The sequence below is a fragment of the Novosphingobium endophyticum genome, from assembly GCF_014640675.1.
Classification (GTDB): domain Bacteria; phylum Pseudomonadota; class Alphaproteobacteria; order Sphingomonadales; family Sphingomonadaceae; genus Novosphingobium; species Novosphingobium endophyticum.
Map to the genome: position 1 here is coordinate 11,713 of NZ_BMHK01000034.1, position 24,493 is coordinate 36,205.

Annotated in this window: 24 protein-coding genes; 12 read left to right on the forward strand and 12 right to left on the reverse strand. The window is 60.1% G+C overall.

The window, feature by feature from the left end:
- Positions 1 to 100: 100 nt before the first annotated feature.
- Genes IEX32_RS17245 through IEX32_RS17255 form a run of 3 tightly spaced genes read right to left on the reverse strand, consistent with a single transcriptional unit; the run spans position 101 to position 5,595 of the window.
- The gene (locus tag IEX32_RS17245; protein ID WP_229736456.1) at positions 101 to 1,888 is read right to left on the reverse strand and encodes an ATP-dependent helicase; all 1,788 of its coding nucleotides are present in this window, start codon (positions 1,886 to 1,888) and stop codon (positions 101 to 103) included.
- Complete coding sequence (locus IEX32_RS17250; protein ID WP_229736457.1) at positions 1,881 to 3,905, reverse strand: ATP-dependent nuclease; 2,025 nt, start codon at positions 3,903 to 3,905, stop codon at positions 1,881 to 1,883. Before IEX32_RS17250 ends, IEX32_RS17245 begins: the two co-directional genes overlap by 8 nt.
- Positions 3,865 to 5,595, reverse strand: a complete 1,731-nt coding sequence (locus IEX32_RS17255; protein ID WP_229736458.1) for an RNA-directed DNA polymerase — start codon at positions 5,593 to 5,595, stop codon at positions 3,865 to 3,867. The genes IEX32_RS17250 and IEX32_RS17255 overlap by 41 nt, the downstream gene beginning before the upstream one ends.
- 510 nt (positions 5,596 to 6,105) lie before the next feature.
- Here IEX32_RS17255 and IEX32_RS17260 point away from each other — a divergent pair.
- Both IEX32_RS17260 and IEX32_RS17265 read left to right on the forward strand, forming a co-directional pair.
- On the forward strand, positions 6,106 to 7,002 hold the full coding sequence (locus tag IEX32_RS17260; protein ID WP_188772787.1) for an ArdC family protein: 897 nt from the start codon (positions 6,106 to 6,108) through the stop codon (positions 7,000 to 7,002).
- Positions 6,999 to 7,223, forward strand: a complete 225-nt coding sequence (locus IEX32_RS17265) for a hypothetical protein (protein WP_188772788.1) — start codon at positions 6,999 to 7,001, stop codon at positions 7,221 to 7,223. The genes IEX32_RS17260 and IEX32_RS17265 overlap by 4 nt, the downstream gene beginning before the upstream one ends.
- Before the next feature lie 103 nt (positions 7,224 to 7,326).
- Here IEX32_RS17265 and IEX32_RS17270 read toward each other — a convergent pair whose 3' ends face one another.
- On the reverse strand, positions 7,327 to 7,533 hold the full coding sequence (locus tag IEX32_RS17270; RefSeq protein WP_188772789.1) for a hypothetical protein: 207 nt from the start codon (positions 7,531 to 7,533) through the stop codon (positions 7,327 to 7,329).
- 250 nt (positions 7,534 to 7,783) lie between these two features.
- On the reverse strand, positions 7,784 to 8,155 hold the full coding sequence (locus IEX32_RS17275) for a hypothetical protein (RefSeq protein WP_188772790.1): 372 nt from the start codon (positions 8,153 to 8,155) through the stop codon (positions 7,784 to 7,786).
- Positions 8,156 to 8,418: 263 nt separating this feature from the next.
- On the opposite strand from IEX32_RS17275, the gene IEX32_RS17280 reads away from it, so the two are divergent.
- From IEX32_RS17280 to IEX32_RS17295, 4 genes are all read left to right on the forward strand, one after another.
- On the forward strand, positions 8,419 to 8,829 hold the full coding sequence (locus tag IEX32_RS17280) for a DUF2958 domain-containing protein (RefSeq protein WP_188772791.1): 411 nt from the start codon (positions 8,419 to 8,421) through the stop codon (positions 8,827 to 8,829).
- Positions 8,826 to 9,455 (forward strand): hypothetical protein, encoded by a 630-nt coding sequence (locus IEX32_RS17285; protein WP_188772792.1) that lies wholly within the window; start codon positions 8,826 to 8,828, stop codon positions 9,453 to 9,455. Before IEX32_RS17280 ends, IEX32_RS17285 begins: the two co-directional genes overlap by 4 nt.
- 438 nt (positions 9,456 to 9,893) lie before the next feature.
- Positions 9,894 to 10,118, forward strand: coding sequence for a hypothetical protein (locus IEX32_RS17290; RefSeq protein ID WP_188772793.1), 225 nt, complete (start codon positions 9,894 to 9,896; stop codon positions 10,116 to 10,118).
- Between the two features lie 68 nt (positions 10,119 to 10,186).
- A complete protein-coding gene (locus IEX32_RS17295) occupies positions 10,187 to 10,426 on the forward strand; it encodes a type II toxin-antitoxin system HicB family antitoxin (RefSeq protein WP_188772794.1) in 240 nt (79 codons plus the stop codon).
- Between the two features lie 10 nt (positions 10,427 to 10,436).
- Here the strand turns inward: IEX32_RS17295 and IEX32_RS17300 are convergent, their stop codons facing one another.
- The 6 genes from IEX32_RS17300 to IEX32_RS17325 form a co-directional block, all read right to left on the reverse strand.
- Positions 10,437 to 10,574, reverse strand: a complete 138-nt coding sequence (locus IEX32_RS17300; protein ID WP_188772795.1) for a hypothetical protein — start codon at positions 10,572 to 10,574, stop codon at positions 10,437 to 10,439.
- A 43-nt stretch (positions 10,575 to 10,617) separates the two neighbouring features.
- A complete protein-coding gene (locus tag IEX32_RS17305; protein WP_188772796.1) occupies positions 10,618 to 10,848 on the reverse strand; it encodes an H-NS histone family protein in 231 nt (76 codons plus the stop codon).
- A gap of 16 nt (positions 10,849 to 10,864) precedes the next feature.
- Positions 10,865 to 11,176 carry a hypothetical protein gene (locus tag IEX32_RS17310; protein ID WP_188772797.1) on the reverse strand — a complete coding sequence of 104 codons (312 nt, stop codon included), beginning with the start codon at positions 11,174 to 11,176 and terminating at the stop codon, positions 10,865 to 10,867.
- 4 nt (positions 11,177 to 11,180) lie between these two features.
- Complete coding sequence (locus IEX32_RS17315; protein ID WP_188772798.1) at positions 11,181 to 11,873, reverse strand: VWA domain-containing protein; 693 nt, start codon at positions 11,871 to 11,873, stop codon at positions 11,181 to 11,183.
- Between the two features lie 88 nt (positions 11,874 to 11,961).
- Positions 11,962 to 12,462: a J domain-containing protein gene (locus IEX32_RS17320; protein ID WP_188772799.1), complete on the reverse strand. Its 501-nt coding sequence runs from the start codon at positions 12,460 to 12,462 to the stop codon at positions 11,962 to 11,964.
- Positions 12,463 to 12,464: 2 nt separating this feature from the next.
- Positions 12,465 to 14,075 (reverse strand): type IV secretory system conjugative DNA transfer family protein, encoded by a 1,611-nt coding sequence (locus IEX32_RS17325; RefSeq protein ID WP_188772800.1) that lies wholly within the window; start codon positions 14,073 to 14,075, stop codon positions 12,465 to 12,467.
- Positions 14,076 to 14,175: 100 nt separating this feature from the next.
- Between IEX32_RS17325 and IEX32_RS17330 the strand changes: the two genes are divergently transcribed.
- From IEX32_RS17330 to IEX32_RS17355, 6 genes are all read left to right on the forward strand, one after another.
- Complete coding sequence (locus tag IEX32_RS17330) at positions 14,176 to 15,006, forward strand: hypothetical protein (RefSeq protein WP_188772801.1); 831 nt, start codon at positions 14,176 to 14,178, stop codon at positions 15,004 to 15,006.
- 468 nt (positions 15,007 to 15,474) lie between these two features.
- Positions 15,475 to 15,828, forward strand: coding sequence for a plasmid mobilization protein (locus IEX32_RS17335; RefSeq protein ID WP_188772802.1), 354 nt, complete (start codon positions 15,475 to 15,477; stop codon positions 15,826 to 15,828).
- Positions 15,825 to 17,330, forward strand: a complete 1,506-nt coding sequence (locus IEX32_RS17340) for a relaxase/mobilization nuclease domain-containing protein (RefSeq protein ID WP_188772803.1) — start codon at positions 15,825 to 15,827, stop codon at positions 17,328 to 17,330. The genes IEX32_RS17335 and IEX32_RS17340 overlap by 4 nt, the downstream gene beginning before the upstream one ends.
- Positions 17,331 to 17,486: 156 nt before the next feature.
- Positions 17,487 to 18,170, forward strand: coding sequence for a hypothetical protein (locus IEX32_RS17345; protein ID WP_188772804.1), 684 nt, complete (start codon positions 17,487 to 17,489; stop codon positions 18,168 to 18,170).
- Positions 18,171 to 18,187: 17 nt separating this feature from the next.
- Positions 18,188 to 22,657, forward strand: a complete 4,470-nt coding sequence (locus tag IEX32_RS17350) for a calcium-binding protein (protein ID WP_188772805.1) — start codon at positions 18,188 to 18,190, stop codon at positions 22,655 to 22,657.
- A gap of 17 nt (positions 22,658 to 22,674) precedes the next feature.
- The gene (locus IEX32_RS17355) at positions 22,675 to 22,839 is read left to right on the forward strand and encodes a hypothetical protein (protein WP_188772806.1); all 165 of its coding nucleotides are present in this window, start codon (positions 22,675 to 22,677) and stop codon (positions 22,837 to 22,839) included.
- Between the two features lie 159 nt (positions 22,840 to 22,998).
- On the opposite strand, the gene IEX32_RS17360 is transcribed toward IEX32_RS17355, so the two are convergent.
- A complete protein-coding gene (locus tag IEX32_RS17360) occupies positions 22,999 to 24,045 on the reverse strand; it encodes an oxidoreductase (RefSeq protein WP_188772807.1) in 1,047 nt (348 codons plus the stop codon).
- Positions 24,046 to 24,493: the final 448 nt, after the last annotated feature.

A 24,493-nucleotide genomic window follows, 5' to 3' on the forward strand; every position in this document is an offset into this window, starting at 1 on the left:
CTACTTGTCCGTGAGGGCTGAGGCTCCTTGTCCCACGCGCGTTTCGGCAGGTTGCCGCCATTCTGCGTCTCATCGGTCACGTGGTGGCCAGGCATCGGAACTATTGCACTGCCTCCGCGAGCCTGCTCTGCACTTCGGACACGAAGCGCGACGGCCGGAGATGTGAATACATGATGTGGAGTTCGGTCTTTGCTCTGGTGAAGCCGACATAGAAGAGGCGGCGGGCTTCCAGGACGGCGGAGTCGGACGGATTGTTTCGGGGAATGCGGCCTTCGTCCAGGCCGAACATGATCACGACCTTGAATTCGCGGCCCTTTGCGCTGTGCAGGGTCGAGAGGTTGAGGCAGTCCTTGCCGTCACCCTGTCCGGCGAACTGGGCGAGGGTCATATCCTTGCAGTCGCCGGTCACGCATCTCTCGATGAAGTTTCTCAGCGTCTCCGCTTCGTCCTGCACGGTGCGGCAGGAGGGGATGAGCGGCGCGATGATGATCGATTGCAGCTCGCTCAGCCACTGGTGCAGCGCTATGGTTCCGTCTCGTCGGTCCCATAGGGTGGCCATGAGGTCGCGCTCGAAAGCCAGGAGCTGCTCGTCATGGCCGAGGGCTTCGCCAAACAGCCGCCGTCCTTCGCGGGCGAGCCGGTTGAAGCGCGGCGATCCGGAACGCCAGCCGCCGCAGGACCATTGCGCGCATTGCTCCAGCCAGCGCATCAGGCGGCTTGAACGGGGGTAAAGCGCATTCGTGTCGCTCCGGATCGTGGCATAGCCATATTGCTGCGCCGCTTCCGCGACGGCGTTGCCGATCCATGCCGCAGGATAGAGGATTGCGATGTCGCCCGGCTGCAAACCCGGCAGCCGTTCTTCGATTTCCGGGACCACCGTTGCGAACAATGTGCTGGCGTGATGCTCGTAGCTGCCGGTGCAGGGATGGAAGAAGACAGTTCCTTCTTCCGCGCCCTCGGCGGCTTCATAGCCGCGATCTTCTCCGAGCGCGTAGCCGGAGGCGGTGACGATGCGCGAGCCGCAGCGATAGTTCAGCTTCAGCCGCACCGTCTCGACATCCTGCCGGTCCGAGAGCCGCTGCAGCAATTCGGGGTGTGCGCCGGTGAAGCCGTAGATCGACTGGTCGACGTCGCCGACGGCAAAGAGGCGCATGCCTACGCTGAAGCAGAGCCCCATCACCATGCGGTGCAGCGCGCGCCCTAAATCCTGATATTCGTCAACGACGAGGATCGGGTATTTGGCGAGGATCGCCTTCTGCAGCCATTCATGCTGCTGGAGCGCACGCACGGCAAGCAGCGGCATATCGTCGAAGTCGATCCGGCCGAGATTGCGCAGTTCCTCTTCGAAGGCTTCGACCAGCGCTGCGAGATCGGGATCGGTTTCACGCCATTCGGCGCTCTCACGGTTGAGGATCGATCGCCGGTAGTTGCCCATCGTGAAATCCCAGTCCTGAGGATTTCCGTGGCCGCCGATCGTGCGGGCAAAGGCGCGTTCGAGGGCGCGGCCGCGTTCAGCGCGCGTTGCTACGCAGTAATCCTCCGGCAGCCCCATGTTGGCCACCTTCGCGTAGGGCAGCACGATCTGGGTCAGCGAGAACGAATGCACGGTGCCGATAAAGACCCGGTTGCCCGGCTCGATACCGAGAGCCTCGAGCCGGGTTTCCAGCTCGCGGGCGCATTCGTTGTTATAGGTGATGCAGGCGGCGCCGCGCGGTTCTTCAACGTCTTCCGAGAGCATGCGGGCGAGCTTGATCGTCAGCGTCTTTGTCTTGCCGCTGCCGGGGCCGGCCAGGACGACGCAATGGCCGCCCGACTCGTAAGCAGACCACTGCCCCGAATTGCGGCGCAGCTCCGCGGACGCATCGAGATAGAGCGCGCGGTTAGACACGGCTTGCCACGAACTCGATGGCGCGGCGGATATAGTCCGGCGGCGGGAAGCCTTCGATTCGCGCCGCAAGCCGCTGCGCAAATCTGCCCTTGCCCATGTCTTCGATAAGGCTGAGATAGCCTCCTTCCTCCATGCAAGACGGGTCGTTCTCCCAATCATCAACCATCTCGGCCCTTGTCTTACTCAGGCCACCCTCCCTCATGACCGCGATGATCTCCGCAACGAAATCCCCTTCAAACAGGTCGACTTCGAGCGTGTCGTCATTCGTGAAGATGCCGAACTCCGCGCACCGGTCGCTGAATGCCATCAATTCACCATCGGCGACTAATTGCGCCAGCTCCTTGAGGACGGCTTGCGGCTTTTTGCCGGTTCTCGTCGTCTCGATCGTATTGACCAGCTTGGCAGACCGGTTGATGCCGAGCGCTCCGCCTTCTGCCGGGTCCCAGTCGGTGATGATCGCAAACGGTATGCCGAGCGCCGTCAGGAATTTGGCGTAGGGCGTGAAGTTCGTGCCTGCCACCGAGCAGACGGTGATGCCGAGATGATCGAGCGGGCAGTCTATGGCTTCGGCAAAGCCGGGCAGCAGGAACCGTTCGGCATCGCCTTCGACCAGCAGGATTCCCCGCGCAAAGAGCATCTCGGCGCGGGTGACGTCGAGATAGCGGCTGAGGTCTTCTTCTTCCGCTTCGGTCAGCGATATGCCTGCGGCCGAGCAGCCGATCGTGCCGTCTTCGCCGGCGTCCTTGAGCAGCAGGATTGAGCGCAGCGGTGCGATGCTGGCGATATGCGGGGAGTGCGTCGTCAGAATGATCGACAGCGGCGAGCCGTCATCCTCTCCTTGGAACTCTTCGAACAAATGCCGGTAGACCGAACGCTGCAGGTGAGGGTGGAGATGGGCTTCCGGTTCTTCGATGGCGAGCAGGGTGTGGTCTCGCCGGTTTTCCTCAATGAGGCGCTTCAGCTCCAGCGCCTTCAGGGTGAGGAACACGATGTTCGCCGAGCCAAGGCTGGCATCGCTGATCGTCCTGCGTTCGTTGTCGATCAGCAGGCGGATGTTGCGGTAGAGCCTCCCGACATCGGTTTCACCGAAGCCAAGGCTTGGATTGATGTCCTGCTTGGGGCCGGTCATCGCGGCGAACAGCTCAGCCAGATCGCTTTCCAGCTGCTGGACGGTGTCGAACTCAGCAAGCTCGGCGGTCGCGCCTTCAATTGCTTCCTTGATGTCTTTGAGATCGTCGCGCTCTATGCCGCTGAAGGCCCTTTCGATCAGCGGGCGCATCGGCGACTTTCGCCACGAGCCAAGATCCCCTTCCGCATCGCGCAAGGCGGGGAGGAGGTCCATTGGTATCCTGCGGCGGAGATCATGGCCGAAGGTCTTGGTTTCGCTTTCTCCGCCGTAGCAGATGAACTCGTAATCATCCCCGGAGGCGGGAGCCTCTTCCAGACCAGCTCTCGGCCGAAACTCATAAGTGAGGCGCACCGTGTTCGCATCGTCGTCGAGGCGATAATCGGTGAGCATGCGCAGGACATCGAGGTCGTCCTCGAAATCCTGAATCTCTACGAGAACGACGATTTTGTCGTCTTCGTCCGGAGGCTGCAGACCGTCCCAGAAATCGGCCAGGGTGAGTTGCCGGCTGCTGTCGGGGAGGGTGGGATCAAAGATCAGGCGCAGGGCATAGAGGAGATTGCTCTTCCCGACGCGATTCTCGCCTACAATGACGACATTGCCGGCGAGCGCCACGTCGAAGTCGGCAAAATTTCTGAAGTTGCTTATTTTGATCCGCGTCAGCTTCATGGCAGCCCCGTCGTTTCTTCCATTGGCGGCAGCCTCCTTGCGGCTGGCTGCCCGATCGTTTCGATCATCATACCGGCCCGGCCACCAGGCCGGGCAGAAAGATTCACGATATCCCCATGTCTCTGGAGATCGGCTCCAGCCGTCGAGAAAGCCAGAGAGCATCGAGGGGGTGTCTTTCGGCTCAGTAGCCGGTGTCTTCCACCTCAAAATCAGCATCATCATCGAGTTCGTCTAACTCGAAGCTGAAGTCGTCGATGAAATCGTCGCGTACACGCCTGAGCCGAGTGTTATCGCCGCGCAACGACCGGAGTGTGTCGCCAATTGACGTGAAGCCATTGTCGATCGAAAAGAACCGCACCCTCCGTGCGTGCAGATGCGAAAAATAAGGGTCTTGTTCAATGAACGCAGTTGAGGGGGCGGGATTGATACCAAGGCCAACGCTCTCATAGGCGAACAGCCACATCCCGCTGCGCAGACCATCGCCACTGAGCGCGCGGTTCCATCGTGTGAAATCCACTGTACCATCGATGAGTTGGCGGTGAACGCATACTGCGACCAGTAACGCGATCAGCGAGTTATCCATCTCGGTAAGCGGCACCACCCATTGGGCCGACAGTGGAATCTCGAGACGCAATGCCAGGAACAATAACCAGATAATTTCACCGCTACGGTTCTCCTGTGCCAGCACCGGAATGCGGTGCCCAAGGAATTCAGCAAGCCTCGGGATGTTCACATCGCCGCGATCGGTCTGCCGCAAAATTGTGATCTCGACCAGGAACGCGATCAGACTCGAATTTCGACGGTAAGCTGCGATGAGGTGGCTCTGCAGCCTGTTCCAGCTATTTGCCCGGACGAATGCCATGCGCGCATTTTGAAAGGCGTATTTTTCGACATTCAGGTCCGGGTGAGCCTTGCACACTTGGCCGACGCGATAAAAGAAGTGCTGAAACTCTCCGTCATCGCTGCCACTGCGAGGCACATAGGAGCGAACTTCTTGCTTCCAGCCACTTTCCTGTCGGACGGAAGTTGATAAGATCGCGGACTTATCATTATTCAACTCAAGTTCGAACGCACCGGCCGCCTGCCTTAACGCGGCAATCAGATTCTCGCCTGACAGATTGTCACCGCTACTGATTGTATAGTCATCAATGTATCGCGATGCATCTTGCGAACTGACCCCAATTTTTTCGCGTAGCAGAGCATCTATCGCTGACGCTACGACCTCGGCGATTAGGCGAGAGCAATCAGGTCCGACGGGCAAGCCGATAGTTTGCCCGTCTTGTGCATTCCGGCAAAGCAGATCGATGAGATTGCCATAGTGTTCAACTCCTCGGTTTTGCTTTGCGAACGCCTTGCCATGGATCGCCCAAGGGATTGCGTGAGTGTAAATCGAATGGAAGAAGGCCCGGATATCTGCAGAGACATATTCCTCTCGGCGTGATGAAAGATCCACACGGAAATCGTCACGCAGATCGATGCTGGGACGCATGACGGCGCGCGGGCCGCTCCAGTCGAAGATCGGAGGAGAAGCGGAGATTCCCGAAGTTTTAGCGACATTGCGCATGCTCACATAATTGTCTGCAACGGCCCGCGACAGAAGAAGGTAGGCGATTGGATTCGGCACACCGTGTCGCCGGTCGTCTCTTCCGAAACGCGGAAAGTAAAACCAGCTAGGCTCGGAATAATACCGGTGGAAAGCCGGCTTATTCCTGATTGGAGTTAGCGCCTCTATCCGGTCGATGATCGATTTGCGATACTTTGCGAGATCGCTTGAAACAAAACATGGCGGTAGTTCGGGGGCAAAATATCCATGAGATAATAATCTCCGAAGGCGTTCTGACTTTGTTTTTGCTGTCATCGCTCGTCCCTTTGAGCGCTGGCAGAACTCGACATCAAGCAGCGCTGCTGGCATTGCCAATTCGCACTGGTGTTCGCGCAACATCTATGAATAATAAAGACTTTTCGCATTCGTCCTCCCGCCAAAAAGAGTACGATGACCGGGGATGGCAATCAACAAACGATTCCCGATTTCTGTGTCGAAGACACCTATCATATCAGCGCAAGCTTATGGTGGCGCATCCCTCGCGGGACCGGGCTCTCGTGAACCGAGCCTGTAGTCTCGGCCATCCGGCTTCGATCCCATCGCGCATTTATCGGCGTCGGTAGCGACGCCTTTGCGGAACGGGCTGGTAGCCCGTGCAACCCTTTCCTTGTTGATCCGGGGCTGCCGCCCCCTGCTGTCAAGGCCAAGCGCCTTGTGCGTGAAAATCACGGGCCGTGTCCTCCCCCTTGCGGGGTGCGGGCCGCACCACCCTTCGTGATTTTCAGCCCTGACAGCATTCCTCCCGCTCATTGGCGCGGGGCCTAGTCCGGTTGCAGCAGCAGCTGCTGCGCAACCGATTGAAACTAGGGAGTTAAAGCCATGAAACAGGATATCTATGAGCGTGTTACGGCGGCGATTGTCGCCGATCTCGAAGAGGGCGTGCGGACGTGGCAGAAGCCATGGAATGCCGAGCATGCCGCCGGGCGCATCACGCGTCCCTTGCGTCATAACGGCGTGCCCTACCAGGGCATCAACGTCATTATGCTGTGGTCAGCAGCGATGGCAGGCGGCTTTGCCGCGCCGATCTGGATGACATTCAAGCAGGCCAAGGAAATGGGCGCCCATGTCCGCAAAGGCGCGAAGGGGTCGCTGGTCGTTTATGCCGACCGCATCCGCAAGACCGAACTCGATCTATCCACCGGCGAGGAGCAGGAGCGGGATATTCCCTTCATGAAGGGATACACCGTCTTCAATGTCGAGCAGATCGAAGGCCTGCCGGGGCCGTTTTATGCGGCAGCTGAACAGCGCCTCGATCCCGTGCAGCGCATTGCGCATGCCGAGGGATTCTTTGCGTCCCTTGGTGCCGATATCCGGCACGGCGGCAATCAGGCCTATTACACCATGGCCGAAGACCGCGTGCAGATGCCGCCCTTTGAAACCTTCCGCGATGCAGAAAGCTATTACGCGACGCTTGCCCATGAATGCACCCACTGGACTCGGCACCCGTCGCGGCTGGAGCGCGACTTTGGCCGCAAGCGTTGGGGCGACGAAGGCTATGCGATGGAAGAGCTTGTCGCCGAGCTTGGCAGCGCCTTCCTGTCAGCCGACCTCGACCTGACGCCGGAGCCGCGCGAAGACCATGCCGCTTACATCGGCTCATGGCTGAAGGTTCTGAAGAACGACAAGCGGGCGATCTTCACCGCTGCGAGCCATGCCCAGCGTGCCGCCGATTTTCTCACCGGATTGCAGCAGCAGCCGATGGAGAAGGCAGCGTGAAACCGCCGGACACCATCATCATCGAGGGACGCGCCTATAGCTGGCGCGTCCTTGTCCGGGCGCGGCGCGAGCAGTTGGACGCATGGAAGGCGGCGCAGCCGCGCCAGCCCGCTCTATTCTCGCTGAAGCAGGATTGCCGCCCGGCGGCAGAGCGCAGCGCGGCGGGGCGCTATCTCGAGCCGAGCCTGCTGGCGATAATGCAGGAGGGCGAGGGGCGCTGAGCATGGCTGAAAAATTGCCGCGCCCGCCGTGTCTGGCGGGCGCGGCAATTTTGCGCTGCAATTTTGCGCTCGGCGCGGGGGGCAAGCCCCGCGCCTCGCGTGATCAGAAGGGACGCGGCCCGGCCGAGGGGCGGGGCGCTATTTTCGCGGCCTCTTCGCGTTTGCGGCGCTTTGCTTTTTCGCTGCGCTGACGGTCATCGCAGATGGCGATGGCGAGAAGCACCAGCCAGTGCCAGTCGAGGCCGAGACTGACGCTGAAAGCGAGCGTGCCGCCTGCGGCGCGGGTGAATGTCGAGCGGATCGTAATCATGTTGTCCTCCGTGGTTTTCGAAGGCCCGGCCGATCCGAGCCTTTCTTGCACCGCGGACGAAGGCAGCCCGGCGCTTAGGGCGCACCGGTACGGCCGCAACGATAGTGGAGGAGCTTTACGCTTGCGCCCCAAGGAGCGCCGGGCTGCCAGTCTCGGGACTGGAAGGCCGGTCGGCTTTGGCCGCACTAACCACAGATGGAGGAAACTTCGACCGGCGAGAGCTTTGCCCGCCAAGCGGCGGCGCCACGCCTCAGTCGCTGTCTTCGGTCTTGTCACCGCTGAATTTCGGTGTGCAGGCCACCGGATTGCGAGGCACCCAGGCGAGCTTGGTGGCGCCGTCATACTCGTGCACGAAAAGCACCCACGATTCTGTCCAGGCATAGACCGGGAAGCAGTTGAGACCCCCGTGCCCGCAAGCAAAATCGGCATCGAGTTTGGCAAGCCCTTGTTCGCGGGTGAGCACCACATTCTCGTCCGGTTCGGGTGCGGCCTTGGCAGTGCGGCTCGGATGAACCCCGACGACGATGACTTCGATGCGCTGCCCGAACGTGCTTTCCGCCTCTTCGAGCCAGAGGCGGAGGTTGGCGTCGGCAGGCCGCTCGCGCTCCAGATCGTCCCACATACGATAGTCCCTTCCTAAGCATTCATCCTGTCGGCGGCAGGCGCTGCGCGGCAATCGCCGGTCGTGGCCTTCGCTGTTCTCATGACTCCTTCGGCCCGGCTTCTCAAGATTGACGCTGCATAGCCGGGCGCGCCGACCCATCAATGACCTGCCCGCACCACTCCTTGCATCGGCAAGGACCGTGTTGGTCATGACAGGCCGGCTTGTCCCGCCCGGCTTCTTCTTTCGCGTCTTGAGAAACCTCGAAGCCGAAAGGAGACAACATGAAACTCTTGACCACATCGATCCGCGATCAGCTGCTGCGCAACGGCCGCCTTCGCGAGGAACGTGCCCGCGAGGGCCAGTCCGAGCCGGACTTCCTGCCTGTCGTGAAGCTCTTCACGCCCGATGCAAACTGCACCTGGCTGCTGACCGAGCTTGATCCCGAAGATCCCGACATTGCCTTCGGCCTGTGCGATCTTGGCATGGGCTGCCCCGAACTTGGCAGCGTGCGGATTTCCGAACTGGAATCGGTGCGCGGACGGCTGGGCCTGCCGGTCGAGCGCGACCGGCATTTTTCGGCCAGCCATACGCTCGGCACCTATGCCCGTGCGTCGTGGAACGAATGCGCCATCACCGAGCGCCGCGAGGCGCTCGATCACGCCGCGTCCGTCGCGGCGGGAGGTGCAGCATGAACACCGCAACCGGACAGCTTGGCTTCGATACGCTGCTGCAGGCAGCCGAGACCGACAACCGGGTCCGGAGGATCGAGCGGGAAACCGCTCATCTTCCGGGCACTATGGCAGAGGCATTGCCGTACTACCGCCTGCTGCTGCGCCAGCATCACGCGGCGATGCTCGCCGCCAATGTCGATGAGACGATGCGCCTGCGCGAAGAAGCGCGCAGGCTGGCATTGAAGCTCAATGGCGGCGAGCCCGGCATTCTTGCCGGGCCGGAAGCGCCGGGTTGCGTGCTGGAGCGCGAGAGCGCTGCTAAGCCCGGCAGCGTCCCGCGCTGGGGACAGACCGGCGCGTTCATCATCGAACTTGGCAGCATGCAGGTTGCTATCGATCTGAACGGCATCTTCGGCATCGGCTCTTCGGTCGGTTTCTGGCCGGGCTTTGCCGCCCATGCCGTCGAACTGGACAAGCCGTTCCTGAGCAGCACCGGCTATCGCAGCTTTCTCGGCATTCATGCCGATCCGCAGGCCGAGCTAAGCCCCGATGAATTCGCGGCCAAAGTGGTTGGCGGCTACGTCGCGCGCGAGCTTGGCGGCAAGCTCGTCACTATCGATCAACGCTACCGCGAGCGCGCGGCCTGAACCTTTTACGGCGTAGCGCCGATCAGGGCGCTGCGCTTCTTTTCCTCTTCGGCTGGTGGAATGCCCGGCAGGGGGGCAGGCAGGACGATTACCGGCAAAGCGGCTGGCTGAGCAGGCCATTGCCGCCGGAACCCATGCGGGCTTTTGCCGAATGCGCAGGGCGGGCGCGGCGCGAATCAGGGAAGCAAGTCAAAGCGAGGGCGGGTGCGGTTTCCTGCTTCCGTCTATCGCCCGTAGACCTGTGCCGGCGTCTGCCTTTTCAGGCCGCGTTTCAATGACAATCGGTTCTGGACCGGTCGAGGCGCAAAGCAACGGGCTGCCCGCACCACCAAGCTGCGCTTGGCCGTGTTGCCCGTTCCCCTGACGGTGCTTTGCGCCGCTTTGCCCGGTCTTTTCGCCCCTTTCTCATCTTGAAACGAACTGAAAAGGAGAAGACCAATGGCACGTAACTACACGAAGAAGACGGAAGAGAAGAAGGCACCGGCCCTAATCGCATATCACGTTCCCGATCGCGAGAAGGCGCCCTGGACCCGGATCGGCGCCGCATGGGACCACAAGGACGGCGAAGGCTTTACGCTCCAGCTCGACCTGGTTCCGGTAACGACCGGCCGCATCGTTCTGCGGGCCTTCGATCCGCAAGCCGAAGAGGGGGAGAGCGCGTAAGCGCTCTTTCCTTTTTTGGAGGTTCAAGCGCGCGGCAGATGCCGCTAGATTTAAGCGAGGAGGCAGCCATGACCGATTATGTCGCCATCATTCGCAAGGTCGAAGGGACCGATTACTGGGTCGACGTTCCGGACATTCCGGGCTGCATTTCTAACGGCAAGACAATCGAGGAAGCCAAGGTCAATTACCGTGAAGCGCTGGCGCTGCACATGGAATACATGACCCCGACGCAAACGCCGCGCGCCAGGAGCGAGCTGACCGAGGAAGAGTTCGAAGACGCGGTCGAAACCTACATCTTGTCCCTGTAGCTGCGGGTCGTCAGAACGAGCGGCCTCGGCGCTGCCCGTCGAGCCCTTTGGTGCGGGCGATTTCGCTGAGCGCTTCCTGCGCCGCCTGAATCGTCTCGCATAGGTCCCGCTCACTGACCTTGCCGCTGCGCTGTTTCCATCCGCTCATCATCTTCTCCCGTTTATGAAGAGACCATGCGAATCGCCGGCGTTCAACCGCCGGCCGCCGCCTTGGGCGGACGGCCGCGCTTGCGGCCGGGATTCTTCACCGCGATATCGAGGCCATGCTCTTTCGCAATGCGCCGGATTTGATCGAGGGCCGACCTGGTGCGCTGCTCCTTACGCGCGGTGAGGACTTCCTCGGCGCGCCGTATCAGCGCGTGAAGCTGTTCGTCGGACTGCTCGGCCAGAGCCGCGAAAAGCGGATTGTCATTGGTGGTCATGGTCAGCGTCGCTCCCTCAAAATGGAATGTCGTCGTCGAGATCGAGTTCGAGCTGCGGATCGGGCTCGGCCGGGGGTGCCGGCGGGACGGTCACATCCCTAAAGACAAAGTTCAGCTCTTCGATCTCACGGAGGATCGCCCGGTCGAGCAGCATGCTGAAATAGTCCCGGTCATCGCGCAGACCGAGCCTGGCCGCCATCGCTTCGCCGAAGGCGCTGATCATGCCGTCCATCAGGATGGCATCGATCATCGTCAGCCGTTCTTCCTCTGCCATGCGCCGGCTCAGTTCCTGAACGTGTTCCGGCAGGTCGTTAAACTCATCATGCATCGCTTCACTCCTTTCGCGGCGCGGGGGCGGCGAGCAGCAGTCGCCGCGCCCGTTCGTTTTTCAGTTGCTTGATCGCGCGACTGCCGCCGGCGGCGAGCAGGGCGACGCCCTCGCACAGATCGCCAAGCGGCAGATCAGCGCCGAGCCGGGCAAAGCGGCCGTTCGTTCCTTCGGCCATGCGGCGGAACACCGCCTCGGCATGGGCATCATTGCCTTCGAAGAAGGCGAATATCCGCGTGCCGCCAGCGCGCAGGAACGGCAGCGTTCCAGCGACAGCGTCCGGGTTTTCCTCGAAGCTGTCGCCGACAAGAATCACGGCGGCGGCCGGTTCGTCTTCGCCGATGAAACTCTGCAGGGCCGGCAGGATTTGCGTCAGTCCGGTGCGGCACCGCACGGCGGCCATCGCCGCCGCCAGCTCCATGCTGTCATCGCGCCAGCCGTGGTCGGTCAGTTCGCCGCCGCCGAAATGCTGAAGCCTCAGCTTTACCGCGCCGAAGCCGGCAACGGCCGAAAAGATACGGCGCTGCGCACGCTGCGCCTGTTCCCAGCCCGCTTCGCGGCTGCCGGTCGCATCGATGATAAAGCCGATACGGACCCGGCGCGGCGCCTGCGCTTGCGCTTCGCGCAGGCGGCACAGCGCCCTGGCAATGGCGCCGGTGCGCTGCGGCATTGCTGAGGATTTTTTGGTGAGAAACATCTTAAAAGACCTCCTTTGATCTGGCTCGATCCTAGGCGGAGGCGGGGCGCCGATCCTGGTCAGGAGCTGGACATCGCGGCATGGCGGGTCAGCCGGCGCGCAGCGCCCTGAGCAGCAGATCGCGCGCCATGTTGACCGCCTTGGCCTCATCGACCGTGCCGCCGGCATCGGGATGGGCCTTGCGGATCGCCGCCTTGTAAGCGGCATCGAGTGCGTGGCGGGTGTAGGAGGCGGGCAATCCGAGCAGGATCAGCGCCGCCTGATGGAGATCGTCGTCATGATCATCATCATCGTCGGCGGCATCATCATGCTGATCGTCGCGCGCGCCGCGTGCCAGCTCGATGGCAAGGAACCAGCAGAACCTGCCCGCCAGCGCCAGCCAGCCGCCGCAAACGCGAAGTGCTCGCCCTATCGTTCTGGCGAGCGCGACCAGCACGAAACCGGCTGCCAGGAGCAGTGCTTCGGCGGCCTTTGCGAGCACAAGGCCGATGAATTCGAAGACCTTCCATAGCGAAGCGAGCAGCTCGACCGTTTCATCGGCGAAGAGGGTGAAGGCTACCCACAGGGCGAGGAGAATGGCGGCGATCATGCTCAGCCCCCGGCTGCGATAACCGCCTGAATGACGGCGAAGAGAACCGGCACCGCGATGAGCACGGCGGCGAGCGGGTGCGGCGCCATCAGCCAGACATGGGCGTGATAAATCTTTCCCCACACGGACTTGAGCCACGAGCCGCCGCCGGCGCTCGCCTTGCCGGTAAAGTAGGGGTTGGGATGGAAGCGGCCGGCAAGCTCCGGGCGCTTCCAATAGGGCGTCTTGCGCAAGGGGATCGCCGGCAGATTGCCGATCAGCGCAATCTGCCAGTCCTTGTCGAGGCGGCGCAGTTCATCGCCGGTGAACAGCGGCCGTGCGCTTTCGCCCAGGCTGCGCTCGCCTTTGGGATTGGTGCTGACCGTCTCGACGGTGCAGCGGCCGAGCAGTTTTTCGATATGCTCGGCGGTCTCCAGATCGTTGCCGATGCCAAGGATCTGAAGCAGGCCGCAATTGGCGACGAGCGTCTGCCAGCCGCGCCCGTAGAGATCGACGAGCTGGCCGATATTCTGGAAGATCGGCCAGAGCACGACGCCGTATTTGCGCAAGGTAGCGAGCCAGTCGGGGAGATGGGCAAGCCGGCCTAGGTCGGCCGCTTCGTCGATCAGGAACAGCACCTTGCTCTTTGCCAGCGGGCTGCGCTGCATGGTGAGCACGGCGCAGGCGAGCGCGAGGCGCGAGATCGCGGCGTGGCTCTTGTTGTATTGCAGCGGCAGGACGACGCTGACGATGCCGCCGCGCTGCCCCGGCGCTACGCCCTTGAGCAGGCTAAAATCGACATCGCTGCGGCTCAGGCATTCGCGCACGCGCGGATCGATCAGCCAGTTCAAATCTTCCTGCATGGTCGAGAGCACCGCCGAGAATTCCTCGGGCGCCTGGTCCATGCGGCGTTCGAGCGCGATGGCGCCGGTGCGCGGCAGATAGCCGCAGGCCGGGTTCGCCTTCATCGCTTCGAGCAGTCCGCCCCATTCGCCCGCGTCGCAACTGATATAGGAGAAGACCGTCGCCAGATCCTGGCGCTGCGGCGGCTCGCCGGTTTTGCAGTGGATGATGAAATCGCGCAGATGCCCGCGCGCGGTGTTTTTGAAAAAGCTGGTGGCGCCGCCTTCGGAGCCGCTGCGGGTAATCAGCATCTCGGCCAGCACCAGCGCGTCGGCTGCGAATGTCGGGCTGTCGGGATCGAGCAGGTCGAGCGGATTGAAGCCGTGTTCGGGCAGCTCCCAGGGCGTGCCGGTGTGCATGCCGAAAAAGTTGATGCAGCCGAATTCGATTCCCGCCTCGCGCCAGCGCCTCGCGGCAATCGCGCTATTTTCCCCGCCGGGATCGAGCAGGAAAATCCAGTCATAGGAGAGAAGGTTCGGCAGCACGGCGGTTGTGCCCTTGCCGGCGCCGGTCGAGCCGAAGGTGATCGCGTGGGTCATCTCGTAATGGACGGGCAGATGCCCGGTCCAGTCGCCGACGATCAGCCCCTTGCGCTTGAAAAATCCGCGCCGGAACAGCGGCCAGACCGAACACCAGTGCGCCGAGCCGAAGGTCCGCGCCTGGTCGCGGCGCATCCGCCACGAGCAGAGAAACAGGACATAAATCCCAAGGACGGTGAAAAAAATCCACATGGCGCGATCCTTTGCTAGGTTCGGCGCGCGGGTAAGGCCGCGCTTCTCACGCAAAGGATGCGAAAAAGAGGGCGCGCGGTCGTGGACAGGGACTGGACAGGTGACAGAACGCAGGCCGGCCTATGACGATAGCGAGCGCGAGCGCATTCGCAGTCTGCTGCTGCGCTACAAGGACGACCACGGCGTCGGTGTGCCGACGCTGCAGCTGCGCATCGCCGAGGCCATCGGCGATGCCAATCCCGACCGCGTGCCGCTCAAATCATTGCAGCGCTTTATCGCTGCCACCCACCGCACCGACGATGCGCTGGTCGATCACTGCATGAACTTCCTGATGAGCGTCGCGCCGCCGCCCGCCGAGGACGGGCTGGCGAGCGCGCTGCGCGCCTTTCTCGGCGCCGATCTAACAGAAGGAGAAGACTGCGCGCATCTTGCCGGCCGCTATCACGGCAGGTTCCTCACCGCCGAGGCGGACCGCTTCGCTGAGGACAGCAAATTTGCGTATGCAAATCTCACCCTAACCGATCGCGGCCAGGGCTATCTCGAAGCGGAAGAGGCCGAGTTTAATTTCGGGCGCGATCCGCATCCGCTCTATCAGCGGCCGGACGCCTTTCCCGCATCGTTTGCTGAGCACGAGCGCCACCTCTATCGCGGGATCGCGCTGCCCTATGTCAGCGGGTTTTCGCGCCAGCAGACTTACGTGCTGATGCTGCGCAATTACCTCCATGCGCGCTGGTATATTCTGCGGCCTGCTCAAGGGCAGGCAGCGCGGCTGGAGGGCGATGCCCTGGAGCCGCCGCTCTACACATCGCTGATGGCGGAAAGTCCCGAAGGCAAGTCCTATCCGTTGCCGGTATGGGAGCGGACATTCCGCGCTGAATTTACGCGCGTGAATGAGGAAGAAAGCGAAGAAGAGGCCGTGTCCAGAAGTTGACCAATGGACCAAATCGCGCTAGCTTCGACAGTTACTGAAGGTTGTCTTTGCTGCAGTGCAAATGACCAGGTTTTGACCTACCTCAGCCTCATCCCGCATAATAGAAAGATGGTCGTTAAGAGTTGATACAAGATGTGCGCGGGGTCCCCGCGCCATCTTGGGAAGGGGGCTCAAGTGCCGCCCCCGTTCCATCCCTGGCTCTTTCGGCTTTTCGGGCGTCCAGCCCATCGAAAAGCCGAAGCAGCGGTTTCGTCGCTGCATGACGACCAAAGAGCCTTCGTGCCCTTTGGAAACCAGACGAGGGGTGTTCCGCACCCCTTCGAACCAGCGGCCAGGGCTTTCGCGCCCTGAACTGCGACCAAGGGGAGACTTCGGCTCTCCCACTGTGGAACCCCATCGACCAGCGTTCCGGCGCTGGAGGACGGGCAGGGAAATCGTCCCTGCACGCGATGCAAAAGGGAAGGAGCAATGGCGAGTAGCGGCAGCGAGAAACGGCAGCGCGACATCACTTTGAAGGCGCGCTTCAACGGCCCGGAGGCGGCGCTGATCAAAGAGCAGGCCGACCGTGCCGGTGTTTCTGTCGCTGCGCTTATTCGCTTTGCCGTGCTCGGCCAGACGCCGCTGCGCGCCTCGCGCCGCCCCTCGGTCAGCCACAGTGACGCCGCCCAGCTTCTCGGTCAGATCGGGCCGCTTAAGTCCGCGCTGCTTGATGCAGCGCAGGCGGCCGAGTCCGAGACCGTCAAAGCCGAAATTGCCGCCGCCTGCCGCGACATCGCCGATATGCGCGTCGCGCTGTTCGAGGCGATGGGGCGCGAGCCATGATCCTGAAAGGCAGCCAGCGGGCCAACGGCGCCGATCTTGCCACCCACCTCATGAATATCTGCGACAATGAGCGCGTCGAAATTGCTGCGCTGCACGGCGTCGTCGCCGACGATTTGCACGGCGCCTTTGCCGAGTTCGAAGCGATCGCGTCCGGCACCAAAGCCAAGGAGCCGCTCTACAGCCTTTCGATCAACCCGTCCGCGCCGCTCACCCGCCAGCAGTATGAGGAGGCCATTGCCGACATCGAGGACCGGCTTGGCCTCGCGGGGCAGCCGCGCGCGACCGTCTTTCATATCAAGGACGGGCGCGAGCATTGCCATGTCATCTGGTCGCGGATCGATGCCGAGAAGATGCGGGCGATCCATATGGCGCACGATCATCGCCGGCTGTGCGATCTTTCGTGCGAGCTTGCGCATAAATTCGGCCTCGACCTGCCGCCGGGATTGCAGGCCTGGGAGAAAAAGCAGCGCTTCAAAAAGGAAAGGCTCGAGCCGACTTTGGCCGAAAACGCGCAGGCCAAGAAGACCGGCATCCCACCCGAGCAGCGCCGCGCCGAAATCACCGCCGCCTACAACCAGTCCGACAGCGCCGAAGCGTTCCGGGCGGCGCTTGCGCAAAAGCGTTACATCCTCGCCAAGGGCGACCGGCGCGGCCTGGTTGTCGTTGACCGGTACGGCGATGTTCACAGCCTCACGCGCTACGTCAAAGACCACAGCGCGAAGGGCATTCGGCAAAAGCTCTCTGCGCTTAAATCCGACGACCTGCCCGATGTCGAACAGGCAAGAGCGCTCACCCGCGATCTAGCGCAGCAGCAGGGAAAGGGCGCGGGCGAAGGCGCTGGCGACAAGGCGGAGGAGACGCGGCGCAGGGTCGAGGAAGTGCGGCGGCAGGCGCTGGCAAGAGCGCAGGAAGCGCGGCGGCTTGCGAGCGCCCAGCACGAGCAGGAAATTCTCACCCGGCAGGCCTCGGAAAGGCTCGCGCTGCATGCGGCGCAGGAAAGTGAAAAGCGCGGTTTTCTCTTCCGCGTGCGCAGCGCCGTTGCCGACCTGATCGAGCGCACCCCCGCCTTGCGCTCGGTGCTCGGCCCGCTCCAGAAGCTCACGCATCTCGATCCGCGCGAGCGGCACACGCTGGAAAAGGACGCTTTGCGCCGCCGTCATGCGCGCGAGAAGCTGGAAATCGCGCGGCGCAAGCGCAGCCTCGCCGCCGCTGAAAAGCGCGAGCAGGAATCGCTGACCGAAGCGCTGGCCCGGCTCGCCCGGCGGCAGGGCGAAGAGCAGGCGCGGCTGCGGCAGGATTTCACCGAGGCCGGCCGCGATCAGAAGCTGTGGCGAGCGCGCGTCTTCGATGAAGGCGACGTGACACAGGAATTCAACGCGCGTTCCGGCGCCGCTGGTGGTGACCAGGATGATGGCGACGACGATGTTCGCCAACCCCAGTGGAAGAAGCGGACTGAAGGACTCCAGCGAAGGCCAGGTTCACGCAGAGGGCCGCGCCGCTAACCGAAGCGGACTTATCAAAAATAAAACGCAATGATGTTTCAAGTTTAACGCTCGGCACATAGTGCAATCATGAGTTACAATTTTCTCCGATCAAATAGTAACTAACCGCAAAGCCATACTATCACGAAAGTTAAACAACAAACATAAGTAACAAAGTTGCGAGATATAATATTCAAATTAGCCCCTTTGCCTCCGCTGGAAAAACGCCGCAGCGGCTTCATTCCCCCAAAATGGTTTCTCCCGGTGTACCGGCCCGAACGTGATGCCGACTATCTGCTTGGGAAGCTTCTCAATTTTGTTTTTCTCACTACCTTTCTGCTTCTCGGGGCCATTCTTCTCGATGCTCATCTGTACACCGGATTCTTGATAGATGCTTCCGAATTTCGGCATAATAAGCTGCTGCTCCCGGCCACTTTTTCGCGTTTGATCAGCTTGCCTTTGTTCGTGCTGGCCTTGCTCTTCTATCTGCGGATCAGGCTGGGGATCGACATTTCCCGCGATGACATTCCCGTTGGCGGGCGGAAAGCGTGGGCTCTTACCCTCACCCGACGTAAATGGATTGAAGTAGGCTTACTTATACTCGTCGGATCACTGGCTTGTATTTTCGCGTCCCATCTCTTCGTCATTCAAGTGACGCTGCATTATCAGCAGCAGGATAACCTAGCCTTCGTTCTCTTACCGCAAGCCTTCGCGGTCGTGGCGATGATCGGAGGCCCGATATACCTCATCCTTGGCGCACTCCTCCTTGAAAAGGCAATCCGCTGTTTCGATGTCATGCATGACAATTTGAGGAGAAACTATGAATTTGCGCAGAAAGATATTTCAGACAAACAACAATAACAACGAGGAGATCTCTGATGGCCTTTCATCCCGACAATGTTGAAGACGGAGTATTTGACAGCATAAGTGGAATTCTGGGTTCCTACACAGACGCCGACGCCATTAACGCCGCAATTTACGGAGACCTCACCGGCCTCAATGTCGAATCGGATGTTGAAACTGTTCTGCAAACTTACACCGACACTAATACCTCCTTTTGGGACGAGCTGTATATCGCCCCGTCCGGCGAGTACGTCGGCGCGGCAGTCAGCGATATCACCCTCGGTCTAACGGAGGGTGCGCTTGTCGCCCAAAAGGGACTCACCCTCACGATTACAAACGAACTCAAAGCGCTCGTCGCACAGCCTGTGACGATCAAAACGGCAGTTATCGAGTACTTCGAGGGGCAACCTGTGAAAGCCTATGTCGACAAGGCGACCGGACTGCTTGTGCGCTCCGAAACAGTACTTTCGGAAACCACCCATATCCCAGTCGGAAAGTTCCTGGCCGGAATGGGCCACGCCGTCAGCGCCTACGCGATTTTCGAGACTTTTAAAGATACCATCACCGCCAGCTACAATGCCGCGTTGGGTCAAGAAGATACGTTCAGTCCCCTGCAGGAGTACTTGATTGCCGGAACGGCCGTTATAGTTGGTGGAGCGGTCGCGGGTGGCTTGGTCGTGGCAGGCGCTCCGGCGATCTTCGTTGCTGCTGGTGGCAGTCTTGCCGCCGGCGCTGCGGCATGGACTGCAGACACGGTGATCGGCAGCCTTCCGGCTGTGGTGAATGCTGCCAAGGTCGCTGGCAAGACGCTCCAGCAAACCCTGGACGACGCCTATGCCGAAATCCAGGACACAATCAATGACGCCTGGAACGCGACAGGCACCGCCGCACAGGACCTTCTCGATGACGCGCAGGACCTTATGGACGGTCTTCTGGATGGAATCGGGGATTTGCTTCCCGGCATCGACCTCCCGGAATCCATCCTTCCAGGTTGGCTGGACAGCCCGCTGAATCTTTTCGGCGGGGCAAAAAATATCGTATCGCCGTTGATCGTCGATCTCGACTCCGACGGGATCGAACTAACCACCTTTAACTCTACCACTACCACTACCTTTTTTGACCTGGATGGAGACGGGTTTGCGCAGCAAACGGCGTGGGTGTCGGCAGATGACGGACTGCTTGCGCGTGATATCAATGCGAATGGGACCATTGACGATGTGTCCGAGCTTTTCGGCAGCCCCACCGTGGACGGATTCGCCAAGCTCTCTCTCCTCGACGACAATAGCGATCTGATAATCGATTCCTACGATGATGCCTGGGCCGACTTGGTGGTTTGGCAAGATGCCAACGGGGATGCGGTGAGCCAGAGCACCGAGCTTTTGAGTCTGGGATCACTCGGTATCGTCAGCATTGATCTCGCCGGCGTTGCGCCAAGCACCACGACGATCAGTGGCAACGCGATCAGCCACACGAGCACTTTCCGGTACAGCAATGGCTCAACCGATGCCATCGTCGATGCATGGTTCGTCAACGACAAGGTAAACTCCTACTACGCTGGAGATTTCAGCTTCGACATAGGAGCGGCGTTCCTGCCCACGCTTCGAGGGTTTGGCCAGGTTGCCGATCTACATGTCACAATGAGTCTCGACGGTACATTGCTCGGTCTCGTGGAAGACGTGGCGACGACCTGGAGTGTGGCCGATTGGGCCAACTCAACAGGCTTGGACAATGATCTTGCGGACATTCTCTATGAATGGGCGGACGTGCAGGACGCTTCGCCATCCACCTATGGATACGTGCTCGACAGCCGGAAACTCGCATTCCTTGAGAAGCTTTTCGGAGAGCCCTGGTCGACGCAATATGCCGTCCCGAGCGGCTTCAATCAGTGCGCAGCGATTCATGAATCTTGGCTAGAGGTGTTTGCCGTCTACAAGGCCGCCTTCCTCCTTCAGCTTGGCGCTAACAGTCTTTTCGCCAACGCGGTCACCTATGACGTTTTTGCGGGCGACTTTTCAGGGGATTTGACCCTCTCGGAGACCGCAATCGACAACTTGATCGCGCACGCCTCGGCAACCGGAGTCGACACCGAGGAATACTGGCTGGAGGTTGCACGCTTTCTCGACGCAGTGAAGGGGCTGGATAATCTCACCAGCCAAGAGAACACATGGGTCGACGATGCCATCTACGCTTCAGATAACATGCTCACCTGGACAGGCATCAAGGATCAACTGGATTTTGATCCCGGCTTCACGAGTGTCAGCGGGACAGGCGGAGACGATACGCTTTACGGTGACGGTGGGATCAACCTGATGAGTGGCAGCGGAGGTAATGACACGTATTACGCTTCCGGCGGAGATGACACGATCACCGGCAGCTCTGGAATCGATACCATGTATGGCGAAGCGGGTAACGATGCATTGGATGGAAAGGCCGGTGACGACGTTCTGACTGGCGGCGATGGTGATGATACAGTTGAGGGTGGCGACGGGAACGATACCTACATCTACACATCGGGCAGGGACTGGTATTCAGAGTATGCATCCGGTGGGGCAGATGTCATAGAAATGCCTAGCGGAATTGCTTCCGGCGATCTTGTCATCTCCAGGCAAAACGAAGACGATCTTGTGATCGAGGTTGGTTCTCTCGGCCAGATAGAAATGTACCGATGGTTTGTAAGCGCCAACTATCAAATTGAAACAGTCGTATTCGCGGACACTTCAACCCTCGATCTAACGGCGTTTACAGAGATGGACTTCCACGGCACGGAGGAAGCTGACACCCTCATTGGCGAAAGTACTCTCGACGAGACGATCTACGGATATGGCGGCGATGACGAACTGCGAGGTCAGGGCGGAGATGATACCCTTGATGGCGGGGCCGGCAATGATGAACTATGGGGGTACTCCGGCAATGATACATATATCTTCAGTGCTGGGTTTGACACAATCAAGGAAAATTCCGGAACCGATACGATTATTATTCCTTCAGGATACGCTGCTGGTGACCTGGTATTTTTGAAATCCGGAACGGACCTGATCATCCAGGTGGTCGGTCTTGGGCAGGCCTTCGTTGATAACCATTTCGGAAATGTGAATCAGCAAATTGAAGAAATCTATTTTTCAGATGCGCAGAGTACGATCTACATGTCAAACGTAAGCATCGAACAGCGTGGAGGAGACGGAAATGATGGCCTATCAGGTGTCACGACCGGAGCTTCATCAGATGACATTCTTAACGGAATGGCCGGCAATGATCTGCTTCAGGGAAAACTTGGAAATGACACATATGTATTTTCCGAAGGGATCGATCAGATAACGGAAATTGGCGGCTCGGATACCTTAGTGTTCTGGGAAGGATGGTCACCCGAGGAGATAGATGTTTATCGCCAGCAGTCGGTGGGGACCGGGTGGGATGATCTTGTTATCGCCGATCAAAGTGGAAACAAGCTAACTGTCGAAAGTCATTTCGATTACCCGTCGGGCAATGGCGAGCTTGAGTTTGTGGAGTTCAGCGATTCAACTACTTGGACTATCGCTGCATTGCAGATCGAGACGTGGGGTACATCCGGGAATGACAGCATTTCATTCTCCGGCACGACGGACAGGGTCATCTATGGATTTGCCGGAAATGATACTTTGAATGGTTCTTCGGGGAATGATTATCTGGATGGCGGAGATGGTGACGACACCATGAGAGGCTATGCTGGTGACGATCTCATGATCTATTCGGCAGGGCTCGATACCGTCACGGATACCGGTGGCTCGGACGTGCTTTGGATAACTGGCGGCGTCACCATTAACGACATTACCGTCAGCAACTACGGCACCAACGAGGCGAAAATAGTAATCGATTCTGGCGTAGACGAAATTCAGGTTAACGATCTAAGGGCCGCTTCAACGTATCACATCGAAACTGTGAAGTTCGACGATGGCTTCTATGCCGACCTCCCGAGCTATAACTCATGGCTCAATGGTACGAGTGGAAATGACGTGGTCGCAGGCGGTGGCAGTGCCGAGGTTTTGATCGGGTTTGGGGGTGATGACAGCATAGACGCCGGCGCCGGAGACGACCAAGCCCATGGGGGTGCGGGCGCAGACACCCTTACAGGAGGAGATGGTTCTGATCTCCTGCATGGCGGGATCGGCGACGACCTTCTATATGGTGAGGATGGTCTGGATACCCTGTTTGGCGGCAGCGGAGCTGACACGTTTTTCTTTGAGGCTGCTAGCGCCTTCAACAACACGGACGTTGTTTCGGACTTCAGTACCAATGATTCCGATGTGATTGATATCGCTGACGTGCTCGATGGCTACTATACGGCTGGCGTGGACGATATCACCGACTTCGTCCAGATCACCGACGACGGGACCGACAGCTCTCTGGCGATCGATCAGGATGGCACGGCGAACGGTACAAACTTTGTTGCTGTTGCGTCGATCCTGGGGGCTACCGGCCTGACGGACGAGGCTGCTCTTGTCACAAGCGGAGCTCTCGTTGTGTCGTAAATCTGAGGAGAGATGCCTTGCGTCGTTTGGAAGTTGGCACTTTCGAGGCCGATTTCGCGAGCCAGTTGGACGCAGCGAGGGCGGACACCGTGATCATCACCGAGGATGACCAGCCTACCTGGGCCTTGATCTCCTACGAGGTGTTTACTCAGCTTCGCGATGATGACGAAGCGAACGGGTGAACGGCTAGCGCCGGTCTACTTCACTGCCGCTCGAAACAGTAGGTCAAGATGGTTGTGAGCCCCCGCAACCAACTTCCAGAATATCTCAAGCCCTTGCTTTTCGCCGATTTCCTCGGACCGCGCGGGTTTACTGGACTTGCTGTGGATTTCCGCCTTCTCTCATCGCTGGCGAGGGGCGCTATCCAGTCGGACCGTAGAGCCATTCCGGTTGCTCTCGATCCCGGCCTGCATGATGGTCATGACATCGAGCGCTTCCGCGACCGGGACAGGATTGGGGCCGGATCCCCGCAGGGCGAGCACGAGACTTCGCCAGAAAATGCCGTAATCTCCGAGTTCGTTCGGAATGGTTCTCGTCGCCTGCCTGGGAACCCGCGTCGTCAGGATACCAGGTTCGGCATCGAGGCCGAGACCCTCATCGCCCGGTCGTCTGCCGCCGGCGATTGCCGGTTCCTGGTTGTCCATGCCGTGCTTGATCCAGCTGGCCGCTGTCCCATGCACGGCAAATCGCAACCGGTGATCGGCCGACAATTTGCTTGAATGCAAGGTCACGCGTATGTCGCGATAGTGGAGAATGGCATGAAACCAATCCGGTGCGGGGGCACCGTCGCGCAAGGCCGCAAGGTCCGCTGTAATGGCTAAAGGCATTCCGAAAAGCCTCAGGGTCTGATCGACGAGGTGAGGGCCGAGATCGAACCAGGATCCTCCTTCGCGCGCCTCCTTCCAGATGTCCGAGACCTCGGGCCTCCAGCGATCGAAATGGCTCTCAAAATGGACGACCCGGCCGAACGTGCCTTCTGCGAGCAATCGTTGCAAGGTCAGGAAATCCGCGTCCCAACGCCGATTGTGAAAGACCGTCAGAAGTCGTTTCGCCTGATCCGCTGCATCGGCGATCCGATGGGCATCGGCCAGGTTTGTCGCGAATGGCTTGTCCAACACCACATGCTTGCCAGCCTGTAATGCGGCGATTGCGTGCCTTGCATGCAACTCATCGGGACTCGACACGATCACAAGATCGATAGCGTCGTCGGCGAGCAGTTGTTCGATGGACGGCACGACCGACACATCCGGCAAGTCCGCGTGCACCTTGGGGGGCTTGGTCGAAACGACGCTGCGCAGTTCCAGGCCATCGGTGTACTGCACAAAGGGTGCGTGGAAGACGCGTCCGCCCAATCCATACCCGACAAGCCCGACTCCCAGATCTTGCATTGTTGGCCTCCTGCTGCTTGTCGCCTGGGATCGCGTGGGTTTGCCAGACGACCGATGATGCCTGGAGCCCTCGATAGCCCCGCCGGGCGTTGATGATGTGACTGAAGTGCCCCGAGTTTACCAGAGGCGGGTTCGATGGGGATGATAATGCCGTCCACAAGGTTGCCAGTCCAGCGAACGGGATCGGCAATCCTCACAGGTCGGGATCGCTGACCGACCGCACAGAAAAATGGCCGCGCCGGAGAGGGTGCGGCCTTTCTCATTTGGGCCTGTTCGGCCCTATTTCAGGTCGAATATCACAACCGACATTGTGGGCAGTTCGGCGCTTTTTCGCATTGAAGCTCTCTAGCCTCTCCTATTCATCGGACTGGTCGTGATGGTTGGCGGGAGTAGCGTAAACCATTGGCTTGTTGTAGGAATTTGGGTGTCTAGACCAACCTGCAACGAG

Excerpts from the sequence above, each read along its gene's own strand:
- IEX32_RS17315 (WP_188772798.1), bottom strand. The coding sequence starts at position 11,873 with ATGTTTCTCACCAAAAAATCCTCAGCAATGCCGCAGCGCACCGGCGCC.
- IEX32_RS17260 (WP_188772787.1), top strand. The coding sequence starts at position 6,106 with ATGAAACAGGATATCTATGAGCGTGTTACGGCGGCGATTGTCGCCGAT.
- IEX32_RS17280 (WP_188772791.1), top strand. The coding sequence starts at position 8,419 with ATGAAACTCTTGACCACATCGATCCGCGATCAGCTGCTGCGCAACGGC.
- IEX32_RS17335 (WP_188772802.1), top strand. The coding sequence starts at position 15,475 with ATGGCGAGTAGCGGCAGCGAGAAACGGCAGCGCGACATCACTTTGAAG.
- IEX32_RS17310 (WP_188772797.1), bottom strand. The coding sequence starts at position 11,176 with ATGCATGATGAGTTTAACGACCTGCCGGAACACGTTCAGGAACTGAGC.
- IEX32_RS17295 (WP_188772794.1), top strand. The coding sequence starts at position 10,187 with ATGACCGATTATGTCGCCATCATTCGCAAGGTCGAAGGGACCGATTAC.
- IEX32_RS17275 (WP_188772790.1), bottom strand. The coding sequence starts at position 8,155 with ATGTGGGACGATCTGGAGCGCGAGCGGCCTGCCGACGCCAACCTCCGC.
- IEX32_RS17325 (WP_188772800.1), bottom strand. The coding sequence starts at position 14,075 with ATGTGGATTTTTTTCACCGTCCTTGGGATTTATGTCCTGTTTCTCTGC.
- IEX32_RS17305 (WP_188772796.1), bottom strand. The coding sequence starts at position 10,848 with ATGACCACCAATGACAATCCGCTTTTCGCGGCTCTGGCCGAGCAGTCC.
- IEX32_RS17300 (WP_188772795.1), bottom strand. The coding sequence starts at position 10,574 with ATGAGCGGATGGAAACAGCGCAGCGGCAAGGTCAGTGAGCGGGACCTA.
- IEX32_RS17360 (WP_188772807.1), bottom strand. The coding sequence starts at position 24,045 with ATGCAAGATCTGGGAGTCGGGCTTGTCGGGTATGGATTGGGCGGACGC.
- IEX32_RS17350 (WP_188772805.1), top strand. The coding sequence starts at position 18,188 with ATGGCCTTTCATCCCGACAATGTTGAAGACGGAGTATTTGACAGCATA.
- IEX32_RS17270 (WP_188772789.1), bottom strand. The coding sequence starts at position 7,533 with ATGATTACGATCCGCTCGACATTCACCCGCGCCGCAGGCGGCACGCTC.
- IEX32_RS17340 (WP_188772803.1), top strand. The coding sequence starts at position 15,825 with ATGATCCTGAAAGGCAGCCAGCGGGCCAACGGCGCCGATCTTGCCACC.
- IEX32_RS17250 (WP_229736457.1), bottom strand. The coding sequence starts at position 3,905 with ATGATGATGCTGATTTTGAGGTGGAAGACACCGGCTACTGAGCCGAAA.
- IEX32_RS17290 (WP_188772793.1), top strand. The coding sequence starts at position 9,894 with ATGGCACGTAACTACACGAAGAAGACGGAAGAGAAGAAGGCACCGGCC.
- IEX32_RS17285 (WP_188772792.1), top strand. The coding sequence starts at position 8,826 with ATGAACACCGCAACCGGACAGCTTGGCTTCGATACGCTGCTGCAGGCA.
- IEX32_RS17320 (WP_188772799.1), bottom strand. The coding sequence starts at position 12,462 with ATGATCGCCGCCATTCTCCTCGCCCTGTGGGTAGCCTTCACCCTCTTC.
- IEX32_RS17255 (WP_229736458.1), bottom strand. The coding sequence starts at position 5,595 with ATGCCAGCAGCGCTGCTTGATGTCGAGTTCTGCCAGCGCTCAAAGGGA.